The sequence below is a fragment of the Phyllobacterium sp. NPDC097923 genome (genome assembly GCF_044760925.1).
GTDB lineage: Bacteria > Pseudomonadota > Alphaproteobacteria > Rhizobiales > Rhizobiaceae > Phyllobacterium > Phyllobacterium calauticae.
Genome location: NZ_JBIWBL010000003.1, coordinates 18,302 through 31,116, shown reverse-complemented (window position 1 = coordinate 31,116; position 12,815 = coordinate 18,302). Strand labels below are relative to the sequence as shown.

The window sequence follows — 12,815 nt, the reverse complement described above, 5'->3', positions numbered from 1 at the left end:
TGTCCCTCGCGTTGCGTGAACGCTTAGGACAGGAGTTTCAACTGACGAAATGTCAGGCCGGGTGGTCACGCCAGCGCCCGGCTATTCCTTCTTGGACATTGTCGCGAAGTTGTAGACCTGGATCAGCATCGGGTTATAGACATAACCTTGGACTGCGGCCCTCCGCGCAAAAATATCATTCTTCTGAATGAGATAGAGATAAGGCGCATCCTGCGTGGAAAGCGTCTGGGCTTCCAGATAGAGCTTTTCGCGCTTGGCCTGATCAACTGTGCTGGCCGCCTCCTGCACGAGGCTTGTTACCTTGGCATTATTATAGAATGCGCGATTGCCCGGCCCGCCCATTTTCGCCGGGTCGAACCAATAGTTCATGAACATGTAGGGATCGGCAAAATCCGGTGTCCAAGCACCCGGGGCAAGGTCGTAATTGCCCTTGGCCGCCATTTCGCGCTTTGTCGTATCAGCCACCGCCTGCAGATCCAGCTTGATGCCGATTTCGGCAAGACTGGCCTGCAGGGCAAGGCCGACCGGTTCCCACGACGTATCGGCCTGGGAGAACGTATAGGTCAGATGAACATTGGACTGACCCGCTTCCTTCATCAGTGCCTGGGCTTTTTCAATGTTGTAGCTGTATTGGAAACCTGCGGGATCATGGCCCCACATTCCATCGGGCACGGCCCCGCGCATTTGGACGGCCTGCCCCTGCATGATGCCGTCCACGATGCCCTTATAGTCAACGGCATAGGAAATCGCCTGGCGGACGCGAACGTCATCCAGCGGCGGACGCTTGTTGTTGAGGTAGACGTAGCTGACATAGAGGCTCGGATTGCTCTCGACAACAATCGAGGGATCCTTCTTCAGGGCTTCCGCTTGATCGACGGGCACCTGTTCGATGATATCCGCGTCACCATTGACGAGTTGCAGGCGGCGGGCGGAAACTTCTCCCATGACCCGGATGACGACCTGCTTCAGGGCAGGTGCCGGCCCGGAAAAATGCGGATTGCGGTCAAGCACGATGCTCTGATTGCGCTCCCAGCTCGAAATCTTGTAAGCGCCGCTCCCCGCAGAGTGCTCGACAAGCCAGGCCTTGGCCATGTCGCCGTTGACTTCGTGCTCCATCACCTTCGGATTGACAATCGCCGCACCCGAAACCGCAAGGGTCGACAGGAACGGAGCGAAAGGCGACGACAACACGAATTTCAACGTCATCGGATCGACGACCTGCACTTCCTTCAGCACGGGAAATGAATCGGACGGTCCGGCCTTGAGCTTCATCAGGCGATCGAAACTGAACTTGACCGCCGCCGCATCAACGGCTGTGCCATCGTCGAATTTATGACCGGCAGCGAGCTTGATCGTCCACACCAGATTGGCGTCATCGACGGACCAGCTCTCGGCAAGTTCCGGAACAACCTCGGTGGTCGCTCCTTTATACGCAACCAGATGTTCGTAGGCTGCGTAGATCAGCGTATAGCCGCTGTTGCTGATTTCCACGCCCGGGTCCGCAGTCGGCGGATCCTCGGCGCGCGCAAGAACCAGGACGTCGGCGGCGGCCATGGCGCTGCTGCTGACCGATGTGGCAAGCAACAGGGCAAGCCCAATTTTTTTCCAATGTGAGAAAACCATTTTAGACCCTCTGAGGTTCGGCGGACTCGAACGGCGCCTTGTTTCCGGCAATTTATCCGCACAATCAGAATAGGTAATGATTTTCCTAAGCGCAACTTATTTTCTTATCATACTAGTTTTGCGCTGGTTTTTGGATTTCTTTTTCAAATTCGAAACCTCGCCATCGGCACCGATCAGTGAGTTGATCAGCTCCTTTTCAGAGGTCGAGCAAACACAGAGAATCCGCGCCGGAGTTTCGCTGACGGAAAGATAGGCGTGCCCCATGGAAGCGTCGAAATAGACTGAATCACCGGCTTTCAACGTCGCGGGCTCATAGTGTTCCGTGTGCAGTTCCAGCGCGCCTTCAACGACATAGGTATATTCCTGACCGTCATGGCGGACGAATTCACCAAATTCCTCCATTGTCCTGGCATGCAGAACGGCAAGGATCGGCACCATGGATTTCTTGGATATTTCCGTGCAAAGGTAGAGATAGTCATAGTTTCCGGTCTGGATCAGCCGCCCTTCCCCTTGCCGGCTTATGGCGCGGCGCCCCAAAAGATTGGGGGTGGAATCCACAGGCCTTGTGCCGAAAAGCTCAACAATATCGACGCCCAGCCCCGCTGCGAGTTGAACCAGACGATCATAGGTCAAGGACATCTGATTGTTCTCGACCTTGGAAAGCGTCGACACCGCGAGCCCGGTCATTTCGCTCACTTCCAACAAAGTCCAATGCTTGCGAACGCGAATGTCCCGAAGAAAGTCACCCAAGCCAGTTTTCTGATCGGTCATTATAATTCTATCATCCTACAATTTATCGCGATTTACGCTACTACAGCCCGCCCATTGACGCGATAAGGAAAATTTACTTGATCATTAGGAAAATTAAGTTTCTTATGCGCTAAATTCGGGAGCGATACATGTTCGATTTCATTATCATTGGCGGTGGCATTGCCGGCGCTTCGGCAGCCTACGAACTGGCTGCCAAGTCATCCGTGCTTCTTGTCGAGCGCGAGTCCCATTGTGGATATCACACCACGGGACGATCCGCAGCGCTCTTTTCCGAAACCTACGGCAATGCCGCCATCCGCGCGCTCACCCGGGCAAGCCGCAGTATGTATGAAGTGCCGCCGGAGGGTTTTGCCCAGAATGAACTGCTCAGCCCCCGCTCCGTCCTTTATATCGCCCGGGACGATCAGCGTGACGGTATCGCGGCCATGGCCGATATCCTCGGCTCCAGCGGGAAAACCTCTCCGGTCATGACACCTGCCGATATATGCAGGCGCGTATCGATCATCCGTCCCGACTATGTCGCCTGCGGGCTGTTGGACGAGACCTCCCGGGATATCGACGTCCACGCCCTGCATCAGGGATATTTGAAAGGTGCGCGCGCCCGTGGCGCCAGCATCGCAACGTCGGCGGATGTCCTTGCGCTGAAGCGAACCTCGACAGGCTGGGACGTTGCAACATCAAATGGTGCATTCCATGGCACAACGGTCATCAATGCTGCGGGGGCCTGGGCTGATGAGGTGGCGGCGGCGGCCGGTGCGGCCCGGATCGGCCTGACGCCGCTGCGCCGGACGGCGATGATTTTGGACGCGCCGGACGGTATCGATGTCTCCTCCTGGCCGCTCGTTCTCGACGTTGACGAGGAATTCTACTTCAAACCGGAAGCGGGCAAGCTGCTGGCGTCCCCGGCCGACGAAACACCGAGCGAACCCTGTGACGCGCAAGCCGACGAAATGGATGTGGCCATCGCTGTCGACCGCATCCAGCAGGCGGCCGATCTGCCGGTCCGTTCCATATCGCGGCGATGGGCTGGCCTGCGGACTTTTGCCGCCGACAGAAGCCCGGTCGTTGGCTACGATCCCGCACTCGCCAACTTTTTCTGGCTTGCCGGCCAAGGCGGTTATGGCATACAGACCGCTCCGGCGCTGGCAAAGGTGGCGGCGGCGCTCGCCTGTCACGAGGCCGTGCCGGACGCGATCCTTGAAGCCGGTTTCGACGCGGGGTCTGTTTCCCCCGCGCGAAAGGAACTCCAATCACTTCAACGGCTGCAAGCCTGATATCTCGCGGCATCAAAGGGACCGGCTGATGACTTTCAACGTGGATTCGCTGGCATTTCTGATGCTGGACGACAGCTTCAAGAGTTTTCCATTCGGAAAGCGCATGCCGCTCAGCGATGTCGGCAAACAGCATTGGAACGTGCTTGCCGGCGATGTCCCGCTTCCTGCAGCGGTGATCCGTGCCGATGCGCTGGCGCACAATTCACGCTGGATGCAGCGGTTTGTCTCCGATCGCGGCGCGCTGATCGCACCCCATGTCAAGACGACCATGTGCCCGCAGATCATGGCCCGCCAGATTGCGGATGGAGCCTGGGGATTGACGGTTGCCACGGTTCACCAGATGCGTGTTTGCCGCCAGTTCGGCGCGCAGAGGATCATCCTCGCCAACCAGGCCGTGGGTACAGCCGAGCTCAATGCCATCGCCGAAATGCTGAAGGCGCCGGACCTTGACTTCATGATGATCATCGACAGCGTCGAAGGCGTCACCGCCGTCGCCGAAGCCGCACGGCGCAACCGTCTTGCCCGGCCGGTCAAATTGCTTGTCGAGCGCGGATACAGCGGCGGGCGCACCGGCTGCCGAACCAACGACATCGCCACCGCACTTGCGCATCACATCCGCGCCACGCCGGACGTCTGCCTGGCTGGCATTGAAGCTTTCGAGGGCTTGATCAAGGCAAAATCCGGCGCGCAGGAACAGGCCGTGACCGCCTTTGTCGCCGACATCGCCGCCCTTGCGCAATCGTTCCGGGAATTGGACCTGTTCGGAACAGAGGATCCCATCGTCACCGCCGGCGGCTCATCCTATTATCACATTGTCATCGAACAGTTGGCGAAGGCTGGAATGCGCGTGGTCACGCGCAGTGGCTGCTACGTGACCCACGATTCCGGCCTGTATCACAATCACCACAACCAGCTGAAATCCATCATCGGAGAAGAGGATGGATTGAAGCGGGCGCTGGAAATCTGGGCCTATGTTCAATCCATCCCCGAACCCGGGCTTGCCCTGCTCACGGCGGGCCGCCGCGATTGCGGCACCGACGCCGGATTACCGATACCGCTGCTCATGGCAACTGCGGAGACCGGCGTTCGGGACCTTCCCGAGGGATGTCAAATCGTCGATATCAACGACCAGCATTGTTTCATGCGCTTTGATACCGGCTTGAAACTCGCCTATGGCGACCGTATCGGCCTGGGGATTTCGCATCCATGCACGACGTTCGACAAATGGGACATCATGTATCTCGTCGATGAGGATTATAACGTCCAGGACGTGTTCAAGACATTTTTCTAGCGGCCATAGACCTTCCGGGATCAAGCCGTCGTGCTGGCAAAGCGCATCGTGAAGCAGGCGCCCTTGAGGGGGCCATTGCCGATCTCGATGGCTCCGTTGTGAAGCTGCATGATTTCCTTGACCAGGTTCAGGCCGAGGCCCGTTCCGGAACTCTGCGGCTGCAGGCGGTTGAACGGTTCGAAAACCTCTTCGCGCTTCTCCCGCGAAATTCCTGCGCCTTCATCCGCCACGACAATGGCTTTCGTTTGCAGCACTTTGACCAGAATGGTGCCTGACCCGCCGCCATGATCGATCGCGTTCTGAACCAGATTGGTGAGAGCCCGCTCGATCGACATCGGATCGCCATCCACGATGACTTCGTCAGCGTCGGGTTCGAACGACATTTCGTACCCCGCTGCAAAAGCCAGTGGCGCAAGATCAAGCACCACGCGTCCGGCAACGCCCACGAGATCGACCGGAGCGAAAGCCACGGGCGCATGATTGAGCCGCTGCAGGTCGAGGAGTTGCCCGCTCAGGATGGCCAGTCTTGATATGTCCTGCAGGAGCTGGGTCTTCTCGGCACTTGCGGGCAATGCCGCAACGCGCGTGTTGAGGATCGCAATGGGCGTTCGAAGTTCATGCGCCGCTTGAGCCAGAAAGCGTTCATGCAAGGCATACCCCTTGTCCAGCCGGCTCAAGGCGTCATTAACCGCATTGACGAGCGGACCAAGCTCGTCGGGAACTTCAGCCGTCGACAAACGCATGCCGCGTTTGTCGTAGGCGATTTGAGCGGCTTCGTCGGCAGCCCTTTTGACCCCCTTCAACGCAAACCGCACGACCAGCGGGGTTATGGCGAGGCTGGCCACGGCCATTGCCAGGAAGAGAGGGATAATGACCGTCATCATCCCGCCGGAGACGCCGGCGATCATGCGCTTGAACGACATGCGTCCCTGCGTTCCCGTGAATATCTGCACGGTCCCGGCGGCGGTATCCTGCCATTTGACGACGGCGTCGGGCCGTTTTGGACGACCGGGTTCATCGGCCAGACGCGCATCCGCCAGATGATCGAGCATGGCGCCTGTCGGTGCGAAGGCAGGAGGAATCTTTCCCTGCGACAGTTCATTTCCCGATTTGTCGCGGATGATGAACCAGAGATCGGCGACATCCCCGCGCAACTGCTCCATATCGGGCGTATCCAGCAGAACCAGTTGACCCGCTTCATTGCGGGACAGGGCATCTTTCAGGACATCGAGATTACCGCCTTCATAATCCTCGATCAGATAGCCGGAACTCCACAGACCACCGACAATGGCGACCAGCAGCGACAGGATGATCGCGGCTTCGAAAAGCAGCAGGCGGCTGACGAGCCGCCATTTCAGCGACCGCGAACTCCACAATTTCATGCGGTCTCCCGCAGGAGATAGCCAAGACCGCGGACACCGTTGATGGTAACGCCTGCACCGGCATCGGTGAGTTTGCGGCGGACCCGCGAAATATGCGTATCGAGCGCATTCGAATCGATTTCGTCATTCATGCCGAAGACAGCTTCCATCAGCGTGGCGCGCTGCACCATGCGCCCCATGCGCCGCATCAATGCTTCAAGCACAAGCACCTCCCGCCTTGGCATGTCGATGCGCTCGCCCTTGACCCAGGCCTCGCGGTGCCCGAAATCAAACGCCAGCTGGCCGATCTTCGCCACCTCCGGCACGAGGCTCGACGGCCGGCGCAGCAAGGCGCGGACCCGTGCCAGAAGCTCTTCATAGGCAAACGGCTTGCCAAGGTAGTCATCGGCGCCACTCTGCAACCCGGCAACACGGTCGTTCAGATCGCCGCGCGCCGTCAGGACCAGAACCGGGATGTTCTGCCCGTTTGCACGCAAGCGCGGGACCAGCGACAGTCCGTCACCATCCGGCAACTGGCGGTCGAGAACGAGCACGTCGTGCACATTGTCTCTCAGCATGAATTCCGCGGCAGCGATGGTGGAGACACTATCGACAATCATATTCTGACGGGTCAGGACGTTGCACAGGGCGGCAACCATCTCCTTCTCGTCCTCAACCAGCAACACCCGCATTCCAGTCCCCCATAAGCCTGTCCGCCAACAAGATGACACAGGATAGCGTGCGTACATTGAGGCTGGCTTGCATCGGAAATCGCTTTTTCCGGCGCAACGCCAAATGTGTTCACAAGCCCGGACATGACACGCTGCCTCAATGTAGAAGCTGCAACCGTTTCCCCGTCAACGACAATTCACGCGAGGAAACAATGAAATCAATTCGACCGCACCGGTCATCACACCATCTGGCATGCCGCAACGCCCTTTGCGCAAAAGGATCGCGTCATGCCGATTGCTGATCTTCTCTCCTTTTTTCGCTCCTGGATACGCAATCCGCTGCGCACCGCCGCCATACTCCCGTCGGGAAACAGAATCTCCGCCCTGATGACCAAAGAAATCGATGCGGATATGGGGCCGGTTCTTGAGCTGGGCCCGGGAACCGGGCCGTTCACCCGTTCGCTGCTCCAGAGAGGCATACCGGAGGCAAGGCTGACGCTGGTGGAGTACAGCACGGAATTCGCCCGGTTTCTGGGAAAAAGGTTTCCGCATGCGCGTATTCTGCGCATGGATGCCGCCCGGATCGGCGATTTCAACCTGTTCGAGCCTGGCACGGTCGGTGCGGTTGTCAGCGGCTTGGGTGTTCTGACGATGCCGCCGCGACAGGTGAAGGGAATTCTCAGCGGCGCCTTCCGCTATCTTCGCCCGGATGGCGCATTTTACCAGATCACCTATGGTCCGCGCTGTCCTGTCCCTCAGTATATTCTGGATCATCTGCAGCTGGAGGAAAGCTTTGTCGGCAAGACGATGCGCAATATCCCCCCGGCATCGGTTTACCGGATCAAACGCCGCGCCGCAGCCGTGGAACCGGACAGCGCCAATGGATGAGCTCGGCGCCGTTTCATGGCTTCTGGGCTACGGATTCATCGGCCTCACAGGTCTGGCCGTTGTGGAAAAATTCATCCCGCTGTTTCCGTCCTATGTCCTGCTCATGCTGCTGGGTATGACGGTCGCGGATCCGCAGAACCTGATTGCCACGATTGCAGCAACCACGTTGGGATCGACCATCGGTGCCTGCTGCTGGTTCGGTATCGGCCGGACGTTGGGGGGTGAACGCGTGGCCCGCAAGGTCAGCCAGTATGGCAGGTTCGTGTTTCTGTCCCCCCAACTCTATGACCGCCTGACAAATGCCTACCGGCGCAATCATTTCTGGGTCACCGTGACGGGGCAAACCATCCCGACAGCGCGTGTTTATCTCGCGCTTCCCGCCGGGATACTGGGATTGGATTTCAAGATCTTTGGCGCCGCAACATTGCTTGGCAGCATGCTCTGGAACGCGCCTTTCCTCTGTCTGGGATATGTCCTGCGAACGTCTGACTATGACCCGTTTCAAGCCGCGTTCTGGGCAGCCGTTGGTCTTGTCGGCGTGGAGATGTCAATCCTTGCCATCGTTACGATCTGCAAACGCCGCATGGCCGGCAGCCCTTCCCGGCAGAGGCTTCCAGTGAAGCAGGAATAGCGATCCACTGGAAGCCTTGGCCAGGTCTGCGGGTGCGGAATGGGGCGCTAGGCGGCCTGGCTGGCGGCCTTGCGGTTTCCGCTGCGGAACATCACGGTCATATAGACGACGATGGCGATGATGCACCCCAGGAAGATCAGGCTCGTGATGATCGTTCCAAAACCCAGGCCGCCATATTCCTTGGGCTGCGAGAGAAAATCACCGAACGATGCGCCGAGCGGGCGGGTGAAGATGTAGGCGAGCCAAAACGCCACCACCGCATTGAGGTGAAAAACGAAGTAGCCAACGGCAACGAGTGCAATGATTGCCCCGAATATCAGCCCGGTGGCGGCAAACCCCAAGCCGAATTTCTCCGCGACCAGATCGCCCGCCGCAGTCCCCAGAGCGAATGTAAACAGGATCGCAAGCCAATAGAACGCTTCCCGCCGCGTTGTAAAAATCGAATGGATCGAGAGCGTCTTTTCATAGGCATACCAGACCGCAAACGTGGCGATCAGCGCCAGCGTGAAGACAATCGTGGTCACCTCCAGCGGAACATGGAAATTATCGACGAGATTGTCCGTAACGAGCGTGCCGACAATGCTGATGAGAACCACGGCTGTCCAATAGACCCAGGGAACATATTGACGCTGGCGGAACTGAAGGGCCAGCGTCAGGATCAGGACGGTGCTCATGATCAGGGAAGTGGCGGACAGGCCAAGACCGAGATTCACCGCCAGATAGTCGGCCGCGGTTTCTCCCATGGTTACGGCCATCAGTTTGATCAGCCAAAAATCGACTTTGACCTCGGGGACGCGGTTGAGCGCCCCATACGTTTCTTGCCTGGTGACATCCATTGTCAGGATTCCTTCCGGTCGGTGAAAATCGGTTTATTTGCCTAGCAATTTCAAAGCTTGCGCAAAGAATTCGTCAGCGCGCTTGTCGTCGTCCGCATTGCATCGTTCGACGCCCTTGGCTTCAAGCTGGTCGACCTGCGCCTTGTCGGCTTCGTTAAGCTTTGCCGTGGCCTTGGCAGCACGGACATCCTTCAACATGTCTTCGCAAGGTGCGGGCCCGGCGGCAAAACTCTGCGGTGCAACAAAATTGGTCGAGAGCACAAGCAGGCACAAAGGGAGGGCATATTTCTTCATTGTGGACACTCCATTGAATGATCGGCGGGGGGAAAGGGCGGCAAACCGAACGCAACACATTCCGGTTCGCTGCCAGTATTTGGGTTTGTAAGGGGCGGCGCGGCGGTTCCCTCAGGAGGGAACGGTCAGGAACGAGAGCAGCAGGGCCGCCAACAGCACGGCCCCGATAAACAGGGTGGGGTATTTCGCGAGATATCGATCCATTGGGTCTCTCCAGCATGGTTTGGTCGTTGCCGGAGAGTTTGAACGGCCATTCTTACGGGCACTTCGCCCCACCCTTACCATTTCGTAAGCGCAGGCATGCGCCGGTTTCTTACCAAACCGTAAGGTGCCGGAAAGGTGGCCGTGACGAGAAACCTGTACGCCCCGTGGAAGAGGACAAGAATCCACATCAAGACATCATGTGCTTTTGGTTTATGCTACAGTCGATCAACACGGACGAATTCGGGACGGAACATGCGCATACTGATCATCGAGGATGACCGGCAGACTTCGGACTACATTGCCAAAGGTTTTACCGAAGCCGGACACATCGCCGAGGTGATTTCAGATGGCAGAAGCGCACTTTCCCATGCAGCCGGCACGGAATACGATATTCTCATTGTCGACAGGATGCTTCCGGGTCTTGATGGCCTCTCCATCGTCAAGGCGCTGCGCGTGGCTGGCGTGAAGACACCGGTCCTGTTTCTCACATCGGTCGGCGGACTGGATGACCGGGTCGAGGGATTGGAGGCGGGCGGCGACGATTATCTGGTCAAGCCGTTCGCCTTTTCGGAACTGTCCGCCCGCGTCAACGCACTGCACCGGCGACCGCCCTTTCAAAGCGAGAGCAACACTGTCGCGGTCGCGGATCTGGAAGTTGATCTCATGCGCCGAACCGTGAAGCGCGGCGGCAACATCATCGATTTGCAGCCGCGCGAATTCAGACTGTTGGAAGTCCTCATCCGCAATGAGGGCCGGGTCTTGACCCGCACCATGCTGCTCGAGCGCGTCTGGGATTTCCACTTTGACCCGAAGACCAGCGTTGTCGAAACCCATATCAGCCGTCTCAGGGCAAAGATCGACAAGCCGTTTTCGTTTCCTCTGCTGCACACCATCCGAAACACCGGCTACAGCCTGCATGCGCCGCATTGACCTTCTCAAAAGCACGCCGTTCCGGCTGGCCATCATCTTTGCCACGCTCTTCATCATGTCGTTTGTCGTGGCGGGCTTCATCACGTTTCAACTGCTCAAACAGGAGCTTGCCGACCATCTGGACCAGACCATCCAGGATACCTATGCGATACTGACCGCCTCCTACGGAGAGGGCGATGCCTCCGAACTGTCCGAGACGGTCACCAGCCACGTCCTGTCTTCTTCGGGCCTCGGCCGTGTCTTCCTGTTGTCGTCGAAGGACGGGCAACGCCTGGCAGGCAACATAGAGAAGGCGGAGGTGCCTTCCGGCTGGTCGACGGTTGAGGGGACGCGGTTGGGCTTGGCCAATGACGAGCCCTATCGCGTCTATTCCGGCCAGGTGGACAAGCAACCACTGATTGTCGGAATGAGTTTCAGGGAAAACGAAGAATTTCTGCGGATTGTTTTCATCAGTTTTGCCTGGGCCAGCGTCATGGTTTTGATCCTTGCCGCGGCGGGCGGTGTTTTTCTGGCGTCGCGCGTGCAGAAGCGTCTGGAAACGGTTGCATCGACCATGCGCAAGGTCGGCTCCGGCAAGCTCGACGTGCGCATTCCGCTGGTTGGGAACGGCGACGATATCGACCGCCTTTCGGAGCAGGTCAACCAGGCCCTCGGCCGGGTCAGTTCGCTGGTGGAAGGTATGCGCCAGGTCAGCACCGACATCGCCCACGATCTCAAGACACCCCTCAACAGATTGTCCCTGACCATCAGCCAGGCCATCGACAGGGCGGGCCGTGGGTCGTCGATTGTCGCCGATCTCAAGCGGGCGCAGGACGAAAGCCATCACATCAACGCGACATTTGATGCCCTCCTGCGCATCGCGCAGATCGAGGCCGGATCGCGGCGGTCACGGTTTTCCGGGATCGACCTGCGGGAATGCCTTGAAACGATCATGGAGGTTTACGCCGATGTTGCCGATGATCGAAAACAGCAATTGCGGCTATCGCTCGAACCGAATGTTGCATTTACGATGACGGGCGACCGCGAGCTGCTTATTCAGCTCTTCGCCAATCTGGTTGAGAATTCGATACGCCACAGCCCGGAGGGGGCGAAAATCTGGATCAACGCAACCCGTTCGAACGCCGCGATCAATGTCGACGTTGCCGATAATGGCCCGGGAATCCCTGTTGAAGAACGCGACAAGGTCTTCCAACGGCTTTACCGTCTCGATAAAAGCCGGACGACACCCGGCACGGGGCTGGGTTTGAGTCTGGTCAAGGCTATTCTCGACCTCCACCAGGCGAGTATTGCGTTGCAAGACAATGGTCCGGGGCTGCGGGTAAAATTGTCGTTCCCGGTTGTTCCGCCTTACAACCGCCCTGATCTGGCTGCGACTACGGCCCGCGCGAAACAATCATTCATGTCAAACCCATCTGCGGAGAACAACGGCCAATGAAGCAGCACACGCATTCGGCTCGTCGCGGCAGTTGGCGAAAACTTCTCAAAGGCAGCGGCGCGGTGCTGCTTGTCGCAGTGCTGGGCGTCGGCGGCTATTACGGCACCATGCGGTGGCAAGGCAATTTCCATACAACAATCCCCGGCGAACTTTACCGGTCGGCCCAGCCGACACCGTCGCAGATCGCGTTCTACAAGAAGACCTATGGCATCAAGACCATCATCAATCTGCGCGGTGAAAATACGGGCACGGGCTGGTATGACAAGGAAGTGCTCGCCGCCAGGGATCTTGGGGTTAAGCATGTCGACTTCCGCATGTCGTCGCGGGAAATCCTCTCGCAGGATGACGCCGCAGCTTTGCTCGCTGTGATGAAGCAGGTCGAAAAGCCCGTGCTGATCCATTGCGAAGGCGGGGCCGACCGGACCGGGCTGGCCGCGGCCCTTTACATCGCGGCAATCGCGCACGGTGGCGAAGAACACGCGGAATCGCAGTTTTCTCCGCTGTTCGGTCATTTCTCGGTTTGGGGCAACCCTGCCTATGCGATGGACATCACGTTCGAAAAACTCGAACCTTGGCTTGGCTTCCCCGATTCGTAACCCTCTCATC

At 58.3% G+C, this 12,815-nt stretch carries 13 protein-coding genes; 7 read left to right on the top strand and 6 right to left on the bottom strand.

What is annotated here, in order from left to right:
• Nucleotides 1-81: 81 nt before the first annotated feature.
• Nucleotides 82-1,623: an ABC transporter substrate-binding protein gene (locus ACIQWS_RS15985; protein WP_403181296.1), complete on the bottom strand. Its 1,542-nt coding sequence runs from the start codon at nt 1,621-1,623 to the stop codon at nt 82-84.
• 96 nt (nt 1,624-1,719) lie between these two features.
• Nucleotides 1,720-2,394: a helix-turn-helix domain-containing protein gene (locus ACIQWS_RS15980; RefSeq protein ID WP_403181293.1), complete on the bottom strand. Its 675-nt coding sequence runs from the start codon at nt 2,392-2,394 to the stop codon at nt 1,720-1,722.
• Between the two features lie 128 nt (nt 2,395-2,522).
• Between ACIQWS_RS15980 and ACIQWS_RS15975 the strand changes: the two genes are divergently transcribed.
• Nucleotides 2,523-3,668, top strand: a complete 1,146-nt coding sequence (locus ACIQWS_RS15975) for an NAD(P)/FAD-dependent oxidoreductase (protein WP_403181288.1) — start codon at nt 2,523-2,525, stop codon at nt 3,666-3,668.
• 28 nt (nt 3,669-3,696) lie between these two features.
• A complete protein-coding gene (locus tag ACIQWS_RS15970; RefSeq protein WP_403181285.1) occupies nt 3,697-4,959 on the top strand; it encodes an amino acid deaminase in 1,263 nt (420 codons plus the stop codon).
• Nucleotides 4,960-4,979: 20 nt separating this feature from the next.
• Here the strand turns inward: ACIQWS_RS15970 and ACIQWS_RS15965 are convergent, their stop codons facing one another.
• Both ACIQWS_RS15965 and ACIQWS_RS15960 read right to left on the bottom strand, forming a co-directional pair.
• A complete protein-coding gene (locus ACIQWS_RS15965; protein ID WP_403181282.1) occupies nt 4,980-6,341 on the bottom strand; it encodes a sensor histidine kinase in 1,362 nt (453 codons plus the stop codon).
• A complete protein-coding gene (locus ACIQWS_RS15960) occupies nt 6,338-7,012 on the bottom strand; it encodes a response regulator transcription factor (RefSeq protein ID WP_223615845.1) in 675 nt (224 codons plus the stop codon). Before ACIQWS_RS15960 ends, ACIQWS_RS15965 begins: the two co-directional genes overlap by 4 nt.
• Before the next feature lie 267 nt (nt 7,013-7,279).
• Between ACIQWS_RS15960 and ACIQWS_RS15955 the strand changes: the two genes are divergently transcribed.
• Together ACIQWS_RS15955 and ACIQWS_RS15950 are read left to right on the top strand one after the other, a co-directional pair.
• Nucleotides 7,280-7,879 (top strand): class I SAM-dependent methyltransferase, encoded by a 600-nt coding sequence (locus ACIQWS_RS15955; RefSeq protein ID WP_403181277.1) that lies wholly within the window; start codon nt 7,280-7,282, stop codon nt 7,877-7,879.
• A complete protein-coding gene (locus ACIQWS_RS15950; protein WP_403181274.1) occupies nt 7,872-8,510 on the top strand; it encodes a DedA family protein in 639 nt (212 codons plus the stop codon). The genes ACIQWS_RS15955 and ACIQWS_RS15950 overlap by 8 nt, the downstream gene beginning before the upstream one ends.
• A 47-nt stretch (nt 8,511-8,557) precedes the next feature.
• Here ACIQWS_RS15950 and ACIQWS_RS15945 read toward each other — a convergent pair whose 3' ends face one another.
• Both ACIQWS_RS15945 and ACIQWS_RS15940 read right to left on the bottom strand, forming a co-directional pair.
• Complete coding sequence (locus tag ACIQWS_RS15945) at nt 8,558-9,346, bottom strand: hypothetical protein (RefSeq protein ID WP_403181271.1); 789 nt, start codon at nt 9,344-9,346, stop codon at nt 8,558-8,560.
• Between the two features lie 33 nt (nt 9,347-9,379).
• A complete protein-coding gene (locus ACIQWS_RS15940) occupies nt 9,380-9,640 on the bottom strand; it encodes a hypothetical protein (RefSeq protein ID WP_403181268.1) in 261 nt (86 codons plus the stop codon).
• A 456-nt stretch (nt 9,641-10,096) separates the two neighbouring features.
• Here ACIQWS_RS15940 and ACIQWS_RS15935 point away from each other — a divergent pair, with 456 nt between their 5' ends.
• Genes ACIQWS_RS15935 through ACIQWS_RS15925 form a run of 3 tightly spaced genes read left to right on the top strand, consistent with a single transcriptional unit; the run spans nt 10,097 to nt 12,805 of the window.
• Nucleotides 10,097-10,774: a winged helix-turn-helix domain-containing protein gene (locus tag ACIQWS_RS15935; RefSeq protein ID WP_403181265.1), complete on the top strand. Its 678-nt coding sequence runs from the start codon at nt 10,097-10,099 to the stop codon at nt 10,772-10,774.
• Nucleotides 10,761-12,209 carry an ATP-binding protein gene (locus ACIQWS_RS15930; protein ID WP_403181259.1) on the top strand — a complete coding sequence of 483 codons (1,449 nt, stop codon included), beginning with the start codon at nt 10,761-10,763 and terminating at the stop codon, nt 12,207-12,209. The genes ACIQWS_RS15935 and ACIQWS_RS15930 overlap by 14 nt, the downstream gene beginning before the upstream one ends.
• Nucleotides 12,206-12,805 (top strand): tyrosine-protein phosphatase, encoded by a 600-nt coding sequence (locus ACIQWS_RS15925; protein WP_403181256.1) that lies wholly within the window; start codon nt 12,206-12,208, stop codon nt 12,803-12,805. The genes ACIQWS_RS15930 and ACIQWS_RS15925 overlap by 4 nt, the downstream gene beginning before the upstream one ends.
• The last annotated feature ends 10 nt before the right edge of the window (nt 12,806-12,815 follow it).

Bases quoted from the DNA above. Each gene is read 5' to 3' on its own strand.
- ACIQWS_RS15985 (WP_403181296.1), bottom strand. From the start codon at position 1,623: ATGGTTTTCTCACATTGGAAAAAAATTGGGCTTGCCCTGTTGCTTGCC.
- ACIQWS_RS15980 (WP_403181293.1), bottom strand. From the start codon at position 2,394: ATGACCGATCAGAAAACTGGCTTGGGTGACTTTCTTCGGGACATTCGC.
- ACIQWS_RS15975 (WP_403181288.1), top strand. From the start codon at position 2,523: ATGTTCGATTTCATTATCATTGGCGGTGGCATTGCCGGCGCTTCGGCA.
- ACIQWS_RS15970 (WP_403181285.1), top strand. From the start codon at position 3,697: ATGACTTTCAACGTGGATTCGCTGGCATTTCTGATGCTGGACGACAGC.
- ACIQWS_RS15965 (WP_403181282.1), bottom strand. From the start codon at position 6,341: ATGAAATTGTGGAGTTCGCGGTCGCTGAAATGGCGGCTCGTCAGCCGC.
- ACIQWS_RS15960 (WP_223615845.1), bottom strand. From the start codon at position 7,012: ATGCGGGTGTTGCTGGTTGAGGACGAGAAGGAGATGGTTGCCGCCCTG.
- ACIQWS_RS15955 (WP_403181277.1), top strand. From the start codon at position 7,280: ATGCCGATTGCTGATCTTCTCTCCTTTTTTCGCTCCTGGATACGCAAT.
- ACIQWS_RS15950 (WP_403181274.1), top strand. From the start codon at position 7,872: ATGGATGAGCTCGGCGCCGTTTCATGGCTTCTGGGCTACGGATTCATC.
- ACIQWS_RS15945 (WP_403181271.1), bottom strand. From the start codon at position 9,346: ATGGATGTCACCAGGCAAGAAACGTATGGGGCGCTCAACCGCGTCCCC.
- ACIQWS_RS15940 (WP_403181268.1), bottom strand. From the start codon at position 9,640: ATGAAGAAATATGCCCTCCCTTTGTGCCTGCTTGTGCTCTCGACCAAT.
- ACIQWS_RS15935 (WP_403181265.1), top strand. From the start codon at position 10,097: ATGCGCATACTGATCATCGAGGATGACCGGCAGACTTCGGACTACATT.
- ACIQWS_RS15930 (WP_403181259.1), top strand. From the start codon at position 10,761: ATGCGCCGCATTGACCTTCTCAAAAGCACGCCGTTCCGGCTGGCCATC.
- ACIQWS_RS15925 (WP_403181256.1), top strand. From the start codon at position 12,206: ATGAAGCAGCACACGCATTCGGCTCGTCGCGGCAGTTGGCGAAAACTT.